Raw genomic sequence first — 19,032 nt, 5'->3', positions numbered from 1 at the left:
TAAATGATGTTAAACAACATTATATAACTGTTAAATTTCTTTTTTCCTGTAACGGTTTAGGCATATTTACGTCTATATGTCTGAACATATACATATGAAGAAAATTATACTGATCCTTATCGCCCTTGGTTTTTCTGTTTCTTTATTCGCTCAAACCGCGTCAAATAAAATTACTGTTAAAGGCATAACCATTGATTCAACTACTAACAAAGCGCTTGATTTTGTTACTGTAGGATTGATTGACCCGCAAACAAAAAATGGTAAAAGCATGCTTACCAACGAGGATGGCAGCTTTGAACTTACCGCGCCTGAAGGTAAAACTTACCAGGTTGCTTTAGCTTTTGTGGGATATACCTCCAAAACTATCACACTAACCAAAACTACCGGCACTATTGATTTAGGTAGAATATTGATGGCAGCTACAGTAAATGCATTGAATGAGGTTTCAATTACCGGGTTAAAACCCTTGGTAAAGCGCGAGGTGGACCGCCTTTCATACAACGTACAGTCTGACCCTGAGAGTAAAGCCATAACCGCATTGGATATGATGCGTAAGGTGCCCATGCTTTCGGTTGATGCTAACGATAATATAAAATTACGCGGAAGCGGCAGCTATAAAATATTGATCAACAATAAGGAGTCGGCTTTAATGGCCCGTAATCCGGCTGATATTTTGAAAGCTATGCCTGCAAGTAACATTCTTCGTATTGAGGTGATCACTACGCCGCCCGCTAAGTATGATGCAGAAGGTTTGGCCGGTATCATCAACATCATAACCAAGAAAGATGCAGACCAGGGATATAATGGCTCGGTAAACACCGGTTATAATACGGTTTGGGGCTATCGTGCTAATTTAAACTTGACTGTTAAGCAGGGCAAGTTTGGGTACACCGGCTATGTTGGTTTCAATAAACGCGACCCGCGCACATCAGATTTCGAAAATGCTACAAGCTTTTTCAGCCCATCCGGATCGGAGAACATTACCTCGATCCAGCGTCAAACAGGTACACGTACCAACAGTAATCATAACACTTACACAGGTAACGAATTAAGTTTTGAACTGGATACCTTGAACCTGTTTACCGGTACATTTAACCTTTACAGTGGTGGAGGCAATAACAGCAATATTCAAAATACCGCTATCAATAATTTTGCTACAAATACACAAAGTAACTTTTTTACCAACAACATAGGTAACAGTACCTGGAAGGGTTTAGATGCGGGTATAAACTATCAGCATACCTTTAAGCGTAATAAAGAGCAGTTGTTAACACTATCGTACAAATTCAGTAACTCACCAAGTACGCAAGAAAATTTTATCACTACCAATCAAGGCACGGCAACCAACTACAGGCAGTTTAATGATAATGGTACAAAAGAGTATACTACCCAGTTAGATTATGTTCATCCTATGAAAAAGTTGACCATTGAGGGTGGTGGTAAAATGATTTTACGCAACAGCTTTAGTAACTCAATTGCTACGCCTCTGCAAGCGGCTAATGATTTTGTTTATCATCAGGATGTTTATGGTGTGTATAATTCGTATTTGCTTAAGTTAACAAAATGGACATTTAAAGGTGGTTTACGTTTTGAGCGTACCAATGTTAAAGCTGATGGCACTACGCTTGACCAGGCTTATAACAACGTAGTACCCACCTTTTCGGTACAGCGCCCGTTGGATAGCTTAAACAGTTTAACGTTTGGGTTTACACAACGTATCCAGCGCCCGGGCATTTATCAATTAAATCCGTTTGTTGATAATTCTAATCAGCAGTATGTATTTACGGGTAACCCTAATTTGCGCCCGGCGGTAAATAACAGCTTTGAAATGTCTTTTTCAAACACGGGTAAAGGATCATTAAACGTTACGCTTAACTATACTTTTGCCAACAACACCATTGAGAATGTAAACAGACCGTTGGGCAATAACAGGATTGAAAGTACCTATGCTAACGTTGGTCAAAACAAACGTTTAGGTATAAACGCAGATCTTAACTATCCCATAACTAAGAAAATGAACATTAACGTTAATGCGCAGATATTCAGAGTGTGGTTAAGAGGTACATACAACGGCAATTTTTATAGTAACAGCGGTTATCAGGGGTATATCTTCACTTATACCAGTTATAAGTTTGACAATGGCCTGAGGCTGGGTACCAACTTAGGATTTGATAGTCGTTACGTATTGCTGCAAGGTACTGATAACTATTGGGTAAGCTATTCATTAAGTGCGCAGAAAGAATTTTTCAAAGGAAAGATGAACGTATCTTTTGCGGCGAACAGTCCCTTTTCTAAATTTATCAGATTGGATTTTGCAACCAGAACCCCCGATTTCCAAACCACTAACATCAACATGAACTTTTACCGCTCATTCAACTTTGGTATAAACTACAAATTTGGCGGATTGAACGCATCCATCAAGAAAAATCAACGTGGTATAAGTAATGACGATACCAGCAGCGGAAGCAGAGCGCAGTAAGGTTTTTACCGTGTATTGATGTTAGTTAAGCGCATTATTTGCTAACTTTGTTTTACTATGAAAGTTTACGGAATACCTAACTGCGATACAGTAAAAAAAGCGCTTAACTGGTTTAGGGCCAACAATGTGATGTATGAATTTCATGACTTAAGAAAACTGGGCATCAGTGCTGAAAAGTTAAGTGAGTGGGATGCTAAAGTGGGTTACGAGCGTTTTCTGAACAAGCAAAGTGCTACCTGGCGCGAATTGGATGATGCTACCAAAAACAGTGTGGTTGATAATGTTTCGGCATTGCAGTTATTAATGGAAAAAACCAGCATGATAAAACGCCCGGTTATTGAGGATGACGACTTCCTTACATTTGGGTTTGATGAGAAGGTTTATCAGGAACATTTCTTATAGAAAATAAAAATTATGCAATGAAAGACACCGGAAGGTGTCTTTTTTATTTAATAGCTGCTGATTTTTAGCTATAATTTATAATTTTATAACTTCAATAAAACATTAACTGATGAGATTAAAAATGTTTACCGGGTTAAGCCTGGTTATTATTGGCGTTACTACCGCCACTGCTCAGCGCCCAACGCTGCAAACAGACCCCAATGCTCCCGCAACAAAGTATGATTACCACGAAACTTTCGGGCCTAACTTTTACACCAAAAACGGCAACGAATACCGTGCTGCTACCGGCGAACCGGGACCCAGATACTGGCAAAACCGCGCCGATTACCAGTTAGACGTAAAACTGGATGAAGAAAAAAACGAAATAAGCGGTAGCGAAATATTAACCTATACCAATAATAGTCAGCAAAAGTTGGGTTTTATATGGATGCAGTTAGACCAGAACTTGTTTAAGCAAGATTCGCGCGGTACTGCTATTGTAACCTTGCAAAACGGAGTACCGGTTAGCCGTAACTGGGGTAGGGGCCAGGCTTTTGATGCAGGTTATAAGATCAAATCAGTAAAAATATTAAGCGGGGCTAAAGACGAGAAAGCTGTAGATGCCAAATACCTGATAGATGATACCCGTATGCAGGTTTTCCTGCCAACAGCGGTAGCGCCGGCCGGCGGTAAATTGAAAGTGAAAATAGAATACTCGTTCATTTCGCCTGAATATGGATCAGACCGTATGGGTATGATGAACACCAAAAACGGTAAAATATTTAACGTAGCGCAATGGTACCCGCGCATGTGCGTGTTTGATGATGTAATGGGATGGAACACCTTGCCTTACAGCGGCCCCGGTGAGTTTTACCTGGAGTATGGTAGCTTCAACGTAAACATTACTGCACCTGCTAAAGTAATTGTAGTTTGTTCAGGCCAGTTACAAAACCCAACAGAGGTTTGGACAGTAGAACAGCAAAAACGCTGGGCGCAGGCATCAACAAGCGATAAAACCATTATCATCCGTTCGGCTGCTGAGGTTACTGATCCGTCATCACGCCCGGCAGGCAAATCAACCCTTACCTGGAAATATAAAATTGACAATGCACGCGATGTGGCCTGGGGCGCATCAGCATCATTTATAATTGACGCTGCTAAAATGAACATGCCAAGCGGTAAAAAAGGAATGGCAATCTCTGCTTATCCTGTTGAAAGCGATGGCGTAGGTGCATGGGGCCGCTCAACCGAGTATGTAAAAAAATCTGTTGAGTACAACTCAGCAAAATGGTTTGAGTATCCTTACCCTAATGCTACCGCGGTTGCAGGTATTGTAGGCGGTATGGAGTATCCGGGTATTGTATTTTGCAGCGCGCGTTCTGCCGGTCGTAGTTTATGGAGCGTACATGATCATGAATTTGGTCACACCTGGTTCCCTATGATAGTAGGTTCAAACGAGCGTATGTACGGTTGGATGGATGAAGGTTTCAATACCTTTATCAATACGCTTTCAACCACCAATTTTAACAACGGCGAGTACAAAGGCGCTGCACCTGATTTTGAGCGCACCGCACAAACCTACACACGCGTTGGTTTGGAGCCTATAATGAGCCAGCCTGCTAACCTGAAGGAACCCAACACCGGAACCTTGTTGTACAGCAAACCGGGTGCAGGTCTTACTTTATTGCGTGAGCAGATCTTAGGTCCGGAGCGTTTTGATTTTGCTTTCAAAACCTACATTCAGCGTTGGGCATTTAAACATCCAACTCCTGATGACTTTTTCCGTACGATAGAAAATGCAGCCGGCGAAAACCTGCAGTGGTTCTGGAGAGGCTGGTTTATGAATAACTGGCGTTTAGATGTTGGCGTGCGCGAGGTGAAATACATTGATAACGACCCTGCTAAAGGTGCCATCATCATTATAGACAACCTGGAAAAAATGGCAATGCCTGTGGTGATAGATATAAAAACCAAAAGTGGTAAAACCGATAGGGTTAAACTACCTGTAGAGATATGGGAGCGTAACACCAGCTGGCAGTTCAGGTATCCTTCAACAGAAGAGATCGAATCAGTAACTTATAACCCTGATAAACAATTGCCCGATTATAATCCGGCAAACAATGTTTGGAAGAAATAACAAAGCAAATGCCTCGCGGAAGCGGGGCATTTTTGTTTCAAAATAAACCTTTACGTTAGTGCATGTTTGTTTGCTAATCTATTTAATAGCCCTTGCTCACCTGTAACAACTCCATTTGTAATTTTTGTAATTGACCGCCATGCTCTACCTTAGCAGCCATTAAACCAATACAATCTAATTATGAAACACTTATCAAAGCTATGCGCATCGGCATTATTAGTACTGGCAGCTGCGGCAGCAAACGCGCAACACAAAGTTGAAAAGTTATGGGAAACAGAGCCACTGTTAAAAGTGCCTGAGTCTGCTTTATTTGCTAAGGATCTTATTTACGCTTCAATAATTGACGGGCAGCCCTGGGAGGCCGACGGCAAAGGCGCTATAGCCAAAGTTGGTACCAACGGCAAAATTATTAATGCTGATTGGGTAACCGGCTTAAGCGCGCCTAAAGGAATGGCTATAGTAGGCGATCTGCTTTATGTGGCCGATATAAAGGATATTGTTGCCATCAGCATCAGCAAGGGTAAAATAGACCATAAAATAACAGTTAACGAAGCAGGCGGATTTAACGATGTTTCGGCCGATAAAAAAGGGGTAGTTTGGGTAACCGATTCGCAAAAAGGTGCCATCTATAAAGTTGAAGGCAAAACTGCCACCCTGTTTATGGATAACATACGCGGTATAAACGGTATCAAAGCCATTGATGATAAATTGTATGTTTTGAGCGGAAAGGAAATGTTTGTTACCGACGCGTCTAAAAACAAAACTACCGTTGTTGCCCTTGAGCAAGGCGGAGACGGCATTGAACCTGTTGGCAACGGCGATTTTATTGTAACCGCATGGGCAGGTTACATGTATTACGTAAACACAGCCAAAGGAACAAAAGAGCTGATATTAGATAAACATGCCACAGAGAAAACTGCTGATATTGGTTATGACCCTGCGACAAAAACTATTTATGTGCCAACTTTTTCGGCTAACTCAATAGCGGCTTATAAGTTGCAGTAGTATTTCTATTTATAAACAAAATGCCCGGCTGGTCCGGGCATTTTTGTGATAGCCAAAATCAGTTTATAATAATAGACGAGTAATTATAAAAATGGCCTAATAGCCCAATATACTTGTAGGTGTAACCTTGAAATGTTTTTATCAATCGCGCCGCCTCCCGATTGCCGGTAAGTATTGAAGATAAAATAGCTTTCTCTTTTGATAGTTTCATTAGATGCCTTATTGGAACCGTGTACCTTTTTTTCATATGTAGTAAAATCCTGCAAATTCGGATTTGTACAAGTCAAAATGGTAACAGTTAATAAAAGAGTTATGATTATTCTATGAAATATCTTCTTCATGCAGTAGCGTTATTTTTGTTTGATCGAGTTTCAAGTCTTATCTGAATATCCTAAAACAAAGAAGGTGGCTCAGAGCCCTGTGAGCCTCTGTGAGCCCCTGTGAGCCCCTGTGAGCCACCCCTCATTATCGCGATTAAACTACCAACTTTCACCGGCAATCTCCAATTTTCTGACGGAATTTCAACTACTTGCTATGCATGCATAAATTTTATACCGAATACCGTTTTGCACTTTGGTATAGTTTGTTAAATTTTTAATTCTGATTTTGGAAATATTATAGATATTAAATATATGTATTATGTTTATATACAGAATTATATTTTAAAATGAAAATTTTATTTTTACCTATTGTCCGTTCCTAATGCTATCTCTATCTTAAAGAAATAGAATTTAAGGGATTTAACCCCAAACCTAAAGAGAATAAAATTTAATAAAAAATGAGTTCATCTAACACCAATACCGGAGTAGAATTAAACAAGTACAGCAAAACCTTTACGCAGGACCCAACACAACCTGCGGCTCAGGCCATGCTTTATGGTATTGGTTTGACTGATGAAGATATGCAAAAAGCACAGGTAGGCGTAGCCAGTATGGGTTATGACGGTAACACCTGTAATATGCACTTGAATGATCTGGCCAAACTGGTTAAACAAGGCATTTGGGATCAGGATCTGGTAGGCTTGATATTTCACACCATTGGCGTGAGCGATGGCATGAGCAACGGTACCGAAGGTATGCGCTACTCATTGGTTAGTCGTGATGTTATTGCCGATTCTATTGAAGCGGTTACCGGCGCGCAGTATTATGATGGTTTAATTACCCTGCCTGGTTGCGATAAAAATATGCCGGGCTCTATTATGGCTATGGCGCGTTTAAACCGCCCATCTATAATGGTTTACGGTGGTACCATTAAACCCGGTCACTGGAAAGGTGAGGACCTGAACATTGTATCGGCTTTTGAGGCTTTAGGTAAAAAACTGGCAGGTACAATTACTCCTGAGGATTTTATGGGTGTAATTAAAAATGCTTGTCCGAGTGCCGGTGCCTGTGGTGGTGTATACACCGCTAATACCATGGCTGCTGCTATTGAGGCCTTAGGTATGAGCCTGCCTTACTCATCAAGCAACCCTGCTTTAAGTGAAGAGAAGAAACAGGAGTGCCTTGCAGCGGGTAAAGCGATAAGAGTACTCTTAGAAAAAGATATTAAACCAAGCGACATCATGACCCGCGAAGCATTTGAGAATGCTATGGTAATAATTATGGTGTTGGGCGGTAGTACGAACGCGGTACTGCACATGATAGCCATGGCAAAAGCCATTGGCATAAAATTAACGCAGGATGATTTCCAGGCGGTAAGTAACCGCATACCTGTATTGGCAGATATGAAGCCAAGCGGTAAATATATGATGGAGGACCTACACGATGTAGGAGGTGTGCCGGCGGTAATGAAATACTGCCTTGCTCAAGGCTGGTTAAACGGCGATTGTATGACCGTAACCGGTAAAACCATTGCTGAGAACCTTGCGGAAGTTCCTGAAATGAGCTTTGATGAGCAAAAGATCATCTTCCCTAAAGAAAACCCGATCAAAGCTACCGGTCACTTGCAGATACTCTACGGAAATATTGCAGAAGGTGGTAGCGTAGCCAAAATAAGCGGCAAAGAAGGAACTCATTTTGAAGGCCCTGCCCGCGTATTTGATGGCGAGTTTGAACTGATTGCAGGTATACAAAGCGGTCGAGTCAAACCCGGTGATGTGGTGGTTATCCGCAACGTAGGCCCTAAAGGCGCACCGGGAATGCCCGAAATGCTTAAACCAACATCAGCCATTTTTGGCGCAGGCTTAGGTAGCTCGGTAGCATTAATTACCGACGGGCGTTTTAGTGGCGGAACACACGGGTTTGTGGTAGGCCACATCACCCCCGAGGCGTATGACGGTGGGGCAATAGGACTTATTAAAGACGAAGACAAGATCATTATTGACGCTACTACAAACAAGATCAATGTGATACTATCTGAGGAAGAATTAGCCGCCCGTAAAGCTGCATGGCAGCAACCGGAGCTAAAAGTAAGCAAGGGCTTACTTTACAGATACGCCAAAACCGTAAAATCAGCAGCAGAAGGTTGCGTTACGGATGAGTTTTAGCCCCCCGTTCCCCTAAAGGGGGAGTATGGTGGTTAAACGAATAAAGAGAGTGAGAATATTAATATAAACCTTTAAAAATTCCCCCTTTAGGGGGTTAGGGGGCTTTATGGAAGTTGCACAACAAGAAATCGAAACAAAACCCGCTCAGGAAACTGTAAACATCACAGGTTCGGCGGCGGTATTAGAGGCATTAATTGCTGAGGGAACAGATACCATTTTTGGCTATCCGGGCGGCGCTATTATGCCTATATATGATGCATTGTATGATTATAATGACAGGCTGAATCACATACTGGTTCGCCATGAGCAGGGCGGTATACATGCCGGTCAGGGTTATGCGCGTACATCAGGTAAAGTGGGTGTGGTATTCGCTACCAGTGGTCCGGGTGCTACCAACCTTATAACAGGTTTAGCAGATGCCCAGATAGACAGCACACCGTTAGTTTGCGTAACCGGACAAGTGTTTGCGCACCTGTTAGGTACTGATGCTTTTCAGGAAACTGACGTGATCAACATCACAACCCCGGTAACCAAATGGAACTACCAGGTAACTGATGCTAACGAGATACCTGAGGTAATGGCCAAAGCTTTTTACATTGCAAAAAGTGGCAGACCAGGCCCTGTATTGATAGACATTACCAAAAACGCCCAGATACAGTTGTTTGATTACAAAGGTTATACGCCTTGTAACCACATACGTAGCTACAGGCCAAAACCAATAGTTAGGCCGCAATATATTCAGGAAGCGGCTGATCTGATCAATAAGGCCGAAAAACCTTTCGTATTATTTGGTCAGGGGGTGCTTTTGGGTAAAGCTGAGGCTGAGTTCAAAGCTTTTGTTGAAAAAGCAGGCGTCCCGTCGGCATGGACAATTTTAGGTGCCGGTGCTATTCCAACCGAGCATCCGCTTAACGTGGGTATGTTGGGTATGCACGGTAACTATGGCCCTAACGTTTTAACCAACGAGTGCGATGTATTAATTGCCATAGGTATGCGTTTTGACGACCGTGTAACCGGGCGTTTAGATAAATACGCTAAACAGGCTAAGGTTATCCATTTGGATATTGACCCTGCCGAGATAGACAAGAACGTAAAATCAACCGTTCCTGTATGGGGCGATTGTAAAGAAACCCTTCCATTGTTAACTGCTTTGGTAGAGGAAAAACAGCACATCGAATGGTTGGCACGTTTTAACGACTATACCCGTCAGGAAGTTGAAGCAGTTATTCATAATGAACTGAACCCGACCACCGATGAAATGACGATGGGTGAGGTGCTTAAAGAGTTAAACGCCCTAACCAACGGCGATGCCGTAATAGTAACAGACGTTGGTCAGCACCAAATGGTGGCCTGCCGTTATGCCAGGTTCAACCAAACTCGCAGTAATGTTACCAGCGGTGGTTTGGGTACCATGGGCTTCGCGTTGCCTGCAGCCATTGGCGCTAAATATGGCGCTCAGGATAGAACAGTTGTTGCCATTATTGGCGATGGTGGTTTCCAGATGACCTGCCAGGAGTTAGGTACTATAATGCAAAGTGGTGTTGATGTAAAGATCATCATTCTTAATAATCACTTTTTGGGTATGGTGCGCCAGTGGCAGGAGTTGTTTAACCAGCGCCGCTACTCGTTTGTAGATATTGAAAGTCCGGATTTTGTGGCCCTGGCTGCTGCTTACCGTATACCGGGTAAAAGCATATCAGAGCGTACAGATCTGCAAGGTGCCTTGAAAGAAATGTTATCAACCGAAGGCTCGTTCCTGTTAGAGGTTAATGTTACTAAAGAGAACAATGTGTTCCCGATGGTGCCTCAGGGTTGCAGTGTATCAGAGATCAGATTAAAATAGGTAAAAGTTTAAAGACGAAAGGTAAAAGGTTTTTAACTGATGACCAATGATTAATTAAGAAGACAATGAGCCAGGATATAGAAAAAAAAGAGTTTAACATAACCATCTACACCGAAAATCAGGTGGGTTTATTAAACCGTATAGCTATAATATTTACGCGCCGTAAGATCAATATTGATAGTTTAAATACTTCACCTTCAGAGGTTGACAGTATTCACCGCTTCAATATTGTAATAACCGAATCGGAAGAGGTTGTACGCAAGCTTACCCGCCAGATTGAAAAACAGGTTGAGGTATTAAAAGTGTACTACAATACCAATGAGGATATCATCTGGCAGGAGTTGGCGCTGTATAAAGTGTCAACAGATGTAATTGCTGAGAAGGTAAGTGTTGAGCGTTTGCTGCGCGAGAATGGAGCCCGCGCGGTGGTGATCCGTAAAGATTACACCGTGTTTGAAACAACAGGTCATCGCGAAGAGACAGACAATCTCATCAGCATATTACAGCCTTATGGCCTTATTGAGTTTGTACGCAGTGCACGTGTAGCCATCATTAAAAACAGCGAAGGCTTTAATACAAAACTGCGCGAGTTTGAACAACTTCAACCGGGGGAAGAAGTGATGGAAAACGAATACCTGAACAAAGGACAGAAAGTATTTACCATGTAATTTTTAGCGATGGAGTTTTTACTTGACATAGCAAAACATACCCGGTTGAACTTTATCAACCTGATGGACGGTTTAACCATTGAGCAGTTGAATGTTATTCCGCAGGGATTTAACAATAACATTGCATGGAACTTTAACCACATTGTAGCGGCACAACAAATACTTTGTTATGTACGCGGCCATGTTGATACGCGCATTCCTTTAGATAAGATTACCAAGTATCAACGAGGCACAAGCCCGGATGAGTTTATTAGCGAAGAGGAGTTGGCGTATTACAAGGAGCAGGCTTTTACTTTACTGGAAACACTAAAGGCGGATGTTGATGCAGGTATATTCAATAATTATGAAGCCGTAACTACCATGTTTGGCGTAACATTAAACAACGTTAACGATGCTATAGCCTACTTTGTAACGCACGATAATTTGCATTTTGGATATGCGCTATCATTACGCAGAGCTGTTTTAGCTGAAGCTGAACAATTAGAATCACAAAACACAATTAATAATAATTAAACCAAAATCGGTGAAATCATTGCTAATCAGTGAAATCACAATAAACAAAACAAAACAATGGCAAAATTAAATTTCGGCGGAGTTGAAGAAAACGTAGTAACCCGCGAGGAGTTCCCTTTAGCGAAAGCTCAGGACATCCTAAAAAACGAAACTGTAGCGGTAATAGGTTACGGTGTTCAAGGTCCTGGTCAGGCGCTTAACCAAAAAGACAACGGTATCAACGTAATTGTTGGTCAGCGTAAAAATTCAAAAACATGGGATAAAGCCGTAGCTGACGGTTTTGTTCCGGGAGAAACCCTTTTTGAAATTGAAGAAGCTTTAGAAAGAGGAACTATTATTTGCTACTTATTGAGCGACGCTGCTCAGATTGCTTTATGGCCAACTGTTAAGAAACACTTAACTCCTGGTAAAGCATTATATTTCTCTCATGGTTTCGGTATTACTTTCAACGAGCAAACCGGTATCATTCCTCCTGCTGATGTTGACGTGTTCCTGGTAGCTCCAAAAGGTTCAGGCACTTCATTGCGTCGTATGTTCCTGCAAGGCCGTGGTTTGAACTCAAGCTACGCTATCTTCCAGGATGCTACAGGTAAAGCATTTGATCGCGTTATCGCTTTAGGTATTGCTGTAGGTAGCGGTTACTTATTTGAAACCGACTTCCGTAAAGAAGTATTCAGCGACTTAACCGGCGAGCGTGGTACTTTAATGGGTTGTATCCAGGGTATCTTCGCTGCTCAATATGAAGTATTACGCAGCAACGGTCACTCTCCATCTGAGTCATTCAACGAAACTGTTGAAGAGCTTACTCAATCATTAATGCCATTAGTTGCAGAAAATGGTATGGACTGGATGTATGCTAATTGCTCAACTACTGCACAACGTGGCGCTTTAGATTGGTGGAAACCTTTCCGTGACGCTACTAAACCTGTATTTGAAGAGTTGTATAACAGCGTTGCTACCGGTAAAGAGTCTCAACGTTCAATCGACTCAAACAGCAAGCCTGATTACCGCGAGAAACTGGATGCTGAATTAGCAGAACTACGCGATAGCGAATTATGGCAGGCAGGTAAAACAGTACGTAGCTTACGTCCTGAAAACCAAGCTGTAGAAGCGTAGTTTCAGATATGAGATGTGAGATATGAGATGTGAGACCATCTCATATCTACATTTCAGTATTTAGCAAAGAAGAAAATAATCGATGGCGACTTGAGTCTCAAATCTCATGTCTCAAATCTCAAATCTAACAAAGCATGTTGCACGATCCCAACCGAGTCTACGTTTTTGATACCACGCTACGTGATGGCGAACAGGTACCGGGTTGCCAGTTAACAACCCCCGAAAAGATTGAAATTGCCCGAGAACTGGAGGCGCTGGGCGTGGACATTATAGAAGCAGGCTTCCCTATATCAAGCCCGGGCGATTTTCAGAGCGTGGTAGAAATATCAAAAGCTGTAACTCACCCAACCGTATGCGCACTTACCCGCGCTAATAAAGGCGACATTGACGCCGCCGTTGCAGCCTTGCAGTATGCTAAACATCCCCGCATACACACCGGCATAGGCTCATCAGACATGCACATCAAGCATAAATTTAACAGTACCCGCGAGGAGATTTTGGAGCGTGCCGTTGAAGCTGTTAAATACGCCAAAAAATCTGTAGAAGACATTGAATTTTACGCCGAAGATGCCGGCCGAGCCGATATTTACTTCCTGGCGCAAATGGTTGAAGCTGTTATTGCAGCAGGAGCTACAGTAGTTAACATTCCGGATACGAATGGCTATTGCCTGCCCGATCAATACGGCCAAAAAATAAAGTTCCTGAAAGAGAACGTTAAAAATATTGATAAAGCCATCATCTCGGTACATTGTCATAATGACCTTGGTTTGGCTACTGCCAACTCGGTAGCGGGTTTGCAGAATGGTGCCCGTCAAATTGAAGGTACCATTAATGGTATTGGCGAACGCGCCGGTAACACTTCTATTGAAGAAGTGGTAATGATCCTGAAAACGCACCAGTCATTAGGTTTGCATACCAATATCAACAGCAAAAATTTTTACGAAATAAGCCGTATGGTTAGTACGCAAATGCGTATGCCTGTGCAGCCTAATAAAGCTATAGTAGGCGCCAATGCATTTGCGCATAGCTCTGGTATACATCAGGACGGTTTCTTGAAAAACAGGGAAAATTACGAGATCATCCGTCCGGAAGATGTTGGTTTCCCAAGCGCGACAATCGTGTTGACCGCCCGCAGCGGTCGCCACGCGCTGAAATATCACTTAGAGCGTTTAGGTTATAGCTTAAGCAAAGAAGAATTAGCCGACGCTTATCAGCGTTTCCTTGTTCTGGCAGATAGCAAACTGGACATTAACGATGATGATCTGGTAGGCTTGATGACTGGTGAAAAAGTGAGCAATTAATTTGAATAAAAACACAAGCGATAGGTGAAAAAGCAAAACTAATCACCAATCACAAATTAACTAACATAAAATGAGCAGTACATTATTTGACAAGGTGTGGGACAGCCACGTGATCCGCAAGATAGAAGGCGGTCCTGACGTGGTTTTCATCGACCGTCATCTTATTCATGAGGTTACCAGTCCGGTTGCCTTTTTAGGTTTAAAAAGCCGTGGTGTTAAAGTTTTATATCCTGAGCGCACGTTCGCTACAGCAGATCATAACACGCCAACTATTAACCAGCACTTACCGGTTCAGGATCCGCTATCAGCTAACCAGCTAAAAGCCCTTGAGTCAAACACTGCCGAGTATGGTATTAGCCACTGGGGTTTAGGTCATCAAAAAAATGGTATTGTTCACGTAGTTGGTCCTGAGTATGGTATTACCCAGCCCGGCGCAACCATTGTTTGCGGCGACTCGCATACATCAACGCACGGTGCTTTTGGTGCCATTGCTTTCGGTATTGGTACATCAGAAGTTGAAATGGTTTTGGCTTCGCAATGTATTATGCAGCCTAAGCCTAAAAAAATGCGCATTAACGTTACCGGTAAATTAGGTAAAGGCGTTACGCCTAAGGATGTCGCCTTATTCATTATATCTCAGTTAACCACATCAGGCGCAACAGGTTACTTTGTTGAGTACGCAGGTGAAGTTTTTGAGAACATGACAATGGAAGGCCGTATGACCGTTTGTAACCTGAGCATTGAAATGGGTGCACGCGGTGGCATGATTGCTCCTGATGAAACTACCATCAATTATGTTAGAGGCCGTGAGTTTAGCCCTAAAGGCGAGGCTTGGGAAAAAGCAGAAGCATACTACCGTACTTTAAAAACAGACGAAGGCGCTGTATTCGATAAAGAGTATACTTTTGATGGTTCAGCAATTGAGCCAATGATCACCTACGGTACTAATCCTGGTATGGGTATCGGTATCTCAAACGATATCCCTGATGCTGAGCAGGTAGAAGGTGGTGTTGCTACATATGAGAAATCATTAGATTACATGGGTTTCCATGAAGGTGACCATATGATTGGTAAACCGGTTGACTACGTATTTGTAGGCAGCTGCACCAATGGCCGTATAGAAGATTTCCGTGCATTCGCATCTTTGGTAAAAGGTCGCCATAAAGCGGATAATGTTACTGCTTGGTTGGTTCCCGGTTCACACATTGTAGAGAGCCAGATCAAAGAAGAAGGTATACTGGATATTTTAACCGAAGCAGGTTTTACACTGCGTCAGCCAGGCTGTTCAGCTTGTTTGGCTATGAATGATGATAAGGTTCCTGCAGGTAAATACGCGGTAAGTACATCCAACAGAAACTTTGAAGGCCGTCAGGGTCCGGGTGCGCGCACCATGCTGGCCAGCCCGCTGGTAGCAGCGGCAGCAGCCGTAACAGGTGTAGTAACCGACCCAAGAACATTATTAACAGAGGAATACGCATAGTAGTTCATAGTTAGTAGTTCATGGTTCATAGCTCTTTTGCTACATACACCATGATCTATGAACCATGAACCATGATCTAACAAAAACATGGCATACGATAAATTTACAGTATTGAGAAGCACTGCAGTGCCGCTTCCGATAGAAAATATAGATACCGACCAAATCATTCCTGCTCGCTTTTTGAAAGCTACTGAGCGTGTTGGTTTTGGTGACAACCTTTTCCGCGACTGGCGTTACAACAGCGACAATACACCTAAACAGGATTTTGTGCTGAACAACCCAACTTACAGCGGCAAAATTTTGGTTGGCGGTAAAAACTTTGGTTCAGGTTCATCGCGTGAGCATGCTGCCTGGGCAATTTATGATTACGGCTTCCGTTGCGTAGTATCCAGTTTTTTCGCTGATATTTTTAAAGGAAACAGCTTAAATATTGGTGTGTTACCCGTACAGGTTAGTCCGGAGTTTTTGGAGAAGATATTTACCGCTATCCACTCAGATCCGAGAACTGAATTAGAGGTTAACCTGCAGGAGCAAACCATTACTTTGGTGCCTACCGGCGAGAAAGAATCATTTGATATCAATTCATACAAAAAGAACAACATGCTGAACGGCTTTGACGATATTGATTATCTGTTAAGCCTTAAGCCTGATATTGAAGCTTTCGCCGAAGCGAAAGAGTTTTAAGAAAAAATGCATGTCATGCTGAACTTGTTTCAGTACCTCACAGGCAGGTCGCGGACTTTTCGGGTGAGGTGCCGAAACAGGTTCGGCATGACTGTTATGTACAGCGTTTCCTGACGGAACGCTTTTACGTTATATATATATCCAGCAATGGAAAGAAGAAAAATAGAGATAATGGATACCACACTGCGCGATGGTGAGCAAACCTCGGGCGTGTCGTTTTCAGTATCAGAAAAATTAACCATAGCACAACTGCTGTTAGAAGAGTTGAAGGTTGACCGCGTGGAGGTTGCCTCGGCCCGTGTTTCTGACGGGGAACTGCAGGCGGTAAAAGCCATTACCAACTGGGCTGCCGAACATGGTTATTTAAGCAATATTGAAGTACTGTCGTTTGTTGACAATGGCGTTTCAATTGGGTGGATGCAGGAGGCCGGTGTTAAGGTACAAAACCTGTTAACCAAGGGCTCGCTTAACCATTTAACGCACCAGCTCAAAAAAAAACCCGAGCAGCACTTTGCCGATATACAGAATGTTATTGAGCAGGCCGCAGCTAAAGGCATAGCTACCAACGTTTACCTGGAAGACTGGAGCAATGGCATGCGTAATTCTCAGGAGTATGTGTTCCAATATCTGGATTTTTTAGCCACGCAGCCTGTAAAACGTATTATGCTGCCTGATACTTTGGGGGTGCTTACTCCGCTGGAAACCTTTTTGTTCATCAGCAAGATAAGAGAGACCTATCCAAAGCTTCATTTTGATTTTCATGCACATAATGATTATGACCTGGGTACTGCCAACGTTTTAGAGGCGGTAAAAGCAGGTATTAACGGTTTGCACCTAACCGTTAACGGTATGGGTGAGCGTGCGGGCAACGCACCATTAGCCAGTGCTATTGCTGTATTACATGATTTTGTGCCTGATGTAGAGGTACAAATTGCAGAATCCTCTATTTACCAGGTAAGTAAACTGGTGGAAACATTCTCAGGGGTACGTATCCCGGCTAACAAACCTATTGTAGGCGAGAATGTGTTTACCCAAACTGCTGGTATACATGCCGATGGCGACAACAAGAACAACCTTTATTTTAACGACTTACTTCCGGAGCGCTTCGGTCGTAAACGAGAGTACGCTTTAGGCAAAACATCAGGCAAAGCCAATATTGAAAAGAACTTACAGGAATTAGGCCTTAAACTGAATGATGCCGACCTGAAAAAAGTAACCCAACGCGTTATTGAGCTGGGCGACAGAAAAGAGACGGTTACCAAAGAGGATCTGCCTTATATTATATCCGACGTATTGGATAGCAGTCTATATGAGAATAAGGTTGTAATCGAATCGTACGTGTTGATGCACTCTTTAGGCTTAAGGCCATCAGCTACAATTATGGTGAATATTGAGGGTGATAAGTTTGAAGAGAATGCGCAGGGCGATGGCCAGTTTGACGCATTTATGAATGCTTTGACCAAGGCTTACAACAAAAAGAAAAAGCGACTCCCTACACTGATAGATTATGTGGTGCGCATTGCCCCCGGTAGTGCTACCGATGCGTTGTGCGAGACCATCATCACCTGGGAGATAGACCAACGGAAATTTATAACCCGCGGTTTGGATTCAGATCAAACAGTATGTGCTATTAAGGCTACGGAAAAGATGCTGAATATAATTTGAAGTAGAAATAGTTCACGTCATGCTGAACTTGTTTCAGCATCCCATAAGACAGGTCGCGGACTTTTCTGATGAGGTGCCGAAACAAGTTCGGCATGACAGTTAAAATAAACATTACACTAAAACATACAATGAAATTAAACATCGCCCTTTTAGCAGGAGACGGAATTGGTCCTGAGGTTATAGATCAGGCAGTAAAAGTATCAAACGCTGTGGCCGCAAAATTCGGTCACGAAATAGCATGGACATCAGGTTTAACCGGCGCTGCCGCTATTGACGCGGTAGGTGAGCCTTACCCAGATGCAACCCATGAAATTTGTATGGCTGCTGACGCTGTATTGTTCGGCGCTATTGGTCACCCACGTTTTGATAACGATCCAACCGCTAAAGTGCGCCCTGAGCAAGGTTTATTGAAAATGCGTAAAGCGTTGGGCCTGTACGCTAACGTGCGTCCAACTTTTACTTTTCCATCATTGATCGATAACTCTCCGCTTAAACGCGAGCGTATTGAAGGTACCGATTTGATCATTCTACGCGAATTGACAGGTGGTATTTATTTTGGTGAGCGTGGCCGCAGAGATGATGGCGATACCGCTTACGATACTTGTACTTATACCAAAGAAGAAGTAACCCGCTTAGCTAAATTAGGCTTTGAACTGGCCATGACCCGTGGTAAAAAACTGTGCTGCGTTGACAAAGCCAACGTGTTGGAAACATCACGCCTTTGGAGACAAACGGTACAGGCTATGGAGAAAGACTATCCGGAAGTTACCGTAAGCTACGAGTTTGTTGATGCGGTTGCTATGCGTTTGGTACAATGGCCTAACAGCTACGACGTATTGATCACCGAAAACCTGTTTGGCGATATTTTAACCGATGAGGCGTCTGTAATTTCAGGTTCAATGGGTTTAATGCCATCAGCATCAAAAGGTATCCACACGTCATTATATGAGCCAATACACGGTTCGTATCCGCAAGCAGCAGGTAAGGATATTGCTAACCCGCTGGCAACTGTGCTTTCAGCAGCTATGATGTTTGAAGATGCATTTGGATTAACTGCAGAAGCAGCTGCTATCCGTGATGTGGTTAACAAGTCATTAGCTGAAGGTGTGGTTACCGAAGACTTAGCCGGAAAAAACAAAGCCTACAAAACCAGCGAAGTTGGTGATTGGCTGGCGGCTAATGTATAGTTGATTAGTTAATTGGTGATTAGAGATTAGTTACCAATATTGTTGTGAGTCATGCCGAATTCATTTCGGCATCCCATTGACAGGTGAA

The 19,032-nt window shown here is 42.9% G+C and carries 14 protein-coding genes; all 14 read left to right on the top strand.

Features of this window, described 5'->3' with window-relative positions:
• Positions 1 to 94 precede the first annotated feature (94 nt).
• Positions 95 to 2,479, top strand: a complete 2,385-nt coding sequence (locus CLV57_RS13855; protein ID WP_169927087.1) for an outer membrane beta-barrel family protein — start codon at positions 95 to 97, stop codon at positions 2,477 to 2,479.
• Positions 2,480 to 2,536: 57 nt separating this feature from the next.
• Positions 2,537 to 2,881 carry a Spx/MgsR family RNA polymerase-binding regulatory protein gene (locus tag CLV57_RS13850; protein ID WP_100341980.1) on the top strand — a complete coding sequence of 115 codons (345 nt, stop codon included), beginning with the start codon at positions 2,537 to 2,539 and terminating at the stop codon, positions 2,879 to 2,881.
• A 109-nt stretch (positions 2,882 to 2,990) separates the two neighbouring features.
• Positions 2,991 to 4,997, top strand: coding sequence for a M1 family metallopeptidase (locus CLV57_RS13845; RefSeq protein WP_100341979.1), 2,007 nt, complete (start codon positions 2,991 to 2,993; stop codon positions 4,995 to 4,997).
• 180 nt (positions 4,998 to 5,177) lie between these two features.
• A complete protein-coding gene (locus CLV57_RS13840) occupies positions 5,178 to 6,002 on the top strand; it encodes an ATP-binding protein (protein WP_100341978.1) in 825 nt (274 codons plus the stop codon).
• Positions 6,003 to 6,780: 778 nt separating this feature from the next.
• Positions 6,781 to 8,487, top strand: coding sequence for a dihydroxy-acid dehydratase (gene ilvD, locus CLV57_RS13830; protein WP_100341976.1), 1,707 nt, complete (start codon positions 6,781 to 6,783; stop codon positions 8,485 to 8,487).
• Positions 8,488 to 8,593: 106 nt separating this feature from the next.
• Positions 8,594 to 10,330 (top strand): biosynthetic-type acetolactate synthase large subunit, encoded by a 1,737-nt coding sequence (ilvB, locus tag CLV57_RS13825; RefSeq protein WP_100341975.1) that lies wholly within the window; start codon positions 8,594 to 8,596, stop codon positions 10,328 to 10,330.
• A gap of 65 nt (positions 10,331 to 10,395) precedes the next feature.
• Positions 10,396 to 10,998, top strand: a complete 603-nt coding sequence (gene ilvN / locus CLV57_RS13820) for an acetolactate synthase small subunit (RefSeq protein ID WP_100341974.1) — start codon at positions 10,396 to 10,398, stop codon at positions 10,996 to 10,998.
• A 9-nt stretch (positions 10,999 to 11,007) separates the two neighbouring features.
• On the top strand, positions 11,008 to 11,511 hold the full coding sequence (locus CLV57_RS13815) for a DinB family protein (protein WP_100341973.1): 504 nt from the start codon (positions 11,008 to 11,010) through the stop codon (positions 11,509 to 11,511).
• A 57-nt stretch (positions 11,512 to 11,568) separates the two neighbouring features.
• The gene (ilvC, locus tag CLV57_RS13810) at positions 11,569 to 12,627 is read left to right on the top strand and encodes a ketol-acid reductoisomerase (protein ID WP_100341972.1); all 1,059 of its coding nucleotides are present in this window, start codon (positions 11,569 to 11,571) and stop codon (positions 12,625 to 12,627) included.
• Between the two features lie 134 nt (positions 12,628 to 12,761).
• The gene (locus CLV57_RS13805; protein WP_100341971.1) at positions 12,762 to 13,928 is read left to right on the top strand and encodes a 2-isopropylmalate synthase; all 1,167 of its coding nucleotides are present in this window, start codon (positions 12,762 to 12,764) and stop codon (positions 13,926 to 13,928) included.
• Positions 13,929 to 13,998: 70 nt separating this feature from the next.
• Positions 13,999 to 15,408, top strand: a complete 1,410-nt coding sequence (gene leuC, locus CLV57_RS13800) for a 3-isopropylmalate dehydratase large subunit (RefSeq protein WP_100341970.1) — start codon at positions 13,999 to 14,001, stop codon at positions 15,406 to 15,408.
• A gap of 87 nt (positions 15,409 to 15,495) precedes the next feature.
• Positions 15,496 to 16,092: a 3-isopropylmalate dehydratase small subunit gene (gene leuD / locus CLV57_RS13795; protein WP_100341969.1), complete on the top strand. Its 597-nt coding sequence runs from the start codon at positions 15,496 to 15,498 to the stop codon at positions 16,090 to 16,092.
• A 147-nt stretch (positions 16,093 to 16,239) separates the two neighbouring features.
• Positions 16,240 to 17,757, top strand: coding sequence for an alpha-isopropylmalate synthase regulatory domain-containing protein (locus tag CLV57_RS13790; RefSeq protein WP_100341968.1), 1,518 nt, complete (start codon positions 16,240 to 16,242; stop codon positions 17,755 to 17,757).
• Positions 17,758 to 17,885: 128 nt separating this feature from the next.
• Positions 17,886 to 18,944 carry a 3-isopropylmalate dehydrogenase gene (gene leuB, locus CLV57_RS13785; protein ID WP_100341967.1) on the top strand — a complete coding sequence of 353 codons (1,059 nt, stop codon included), beginning with the start codon at positions 17,886 to 17,888 and terminating at the stop codon, positions 18,942 to 18,944.
• Positions 18,945 to 19,032: the final 88 nt, after the last annotated feature.

It is taken from the genome of Mucilaginibacter auburnensis, from assembly GCF_002797815.1.
In the GTDB taxonomy this organism is placed as follows: Bacteria; Bacteroidota; Bacteroidia; order Sphingobacteriales; family Sphingobacteriaceae; genus Mucilaginibacter; species Mucilaginibacter auburnensis.
This window is presented reverse-complemented; position numbering and strand designations above follow the sequence as displayed.

Excerpts from the sequence above, each read along its gene's own strand:
- CLV57_RS13805 (WP_100341971.1), top strand. The coding sequence starts at position 12,762 with ATGTTGCACGATCCCAACCGAGTCTACGTTTTTGATACCACGCTACGT.
- CLV57_RS13790 (WP_100341968.1), top strand. The coding sequence starts at position 16,240 with ATGGAAAGAAGAAAAATAGAGATAATGGATACCACACTGCGCGATGGT.
- ilvN (WP_100341974.1), top strand. The coding sequence starts at position 10,396 with ATGAGCCAGGATATAGAAAAAAAAGAGTTTAACATAACCATCTACACC.
- CLV57_RS13815 (WP_100341973.1), top strand. The coding sequence starts at position 11,008 with ATGGAGTTTTTACTTGACATAGCAAAACATACCCGGTTGAACTTTATC.
- CLV57_RS13840 (WP_100341978.1), top strand. The coding sequence starts at position 5,178 with ATGAAACACTTATCAAAGCTATGCGCATCGGCATTATTAGTACTGGCA.
- ilvC (WP_100341972.1), top strand. The coding sequence starts at position 11,569 with ATGGCAAAATTAAATTTCGGCGGAGTTGAAGAAAACGTAGTAACCCGC.
- leuD (WP_100341969.1), top strand. The coding sequence starts at position 15,496 with ATGGCATACGATAAATTTACAGTATTGAGAAGCACTGCAGTGCCGCTT.
- ilvD (WP_100341976.1), top strand. The coding sequence starts at position 6,781 with ATGAGTTCATCTAACACCAATACCGGAGTAGAATTAAACAAGTACAGC.
- leuB (WP_100341967.1), top strand. The coding sequence starts at position 17,886 with ATGAAATTAAACATCGCCCTTTTAGCAGGAGACGGAATTGGTCCTGAG.
- CLV57_RS13855 (WP_169927087.1), top strand. The coding sequence starts at position 95 with ATGAAGAAAATTATACTGATCCTTATCGCCCTTGGTTTTTCTGTTTCT.
- CLV57_RS13850 (WP_100341980.1), top strand. The coding sequence starts at position 2,537 with ATGAAAGTTTACGGAATACCTAACTGCGATACAGTAAAAAAAGCGCTT.
- leuC (WP_100341970.1), top strand. The coding sequence starts at position 13,999 with ATGAGCAGTACATTATTTGACAAGGTGTGGGACAGCCACGTGATCCGC.
- CLV57_RS13845 (WP_100341979.1), top strand. The coding sequence starts at position 2,991 with ATGAGATTAAAAATGTTTACCGGGTTAAGCCTGGTTATTATTGGCGTT.
- ilvB (WP_100341975.1), top strand. The coding sequence starts at position 8,594 with ATGGAAGTTGCACAACAAGAAATCGAAACAAAACCCGCTCAGGAAACT.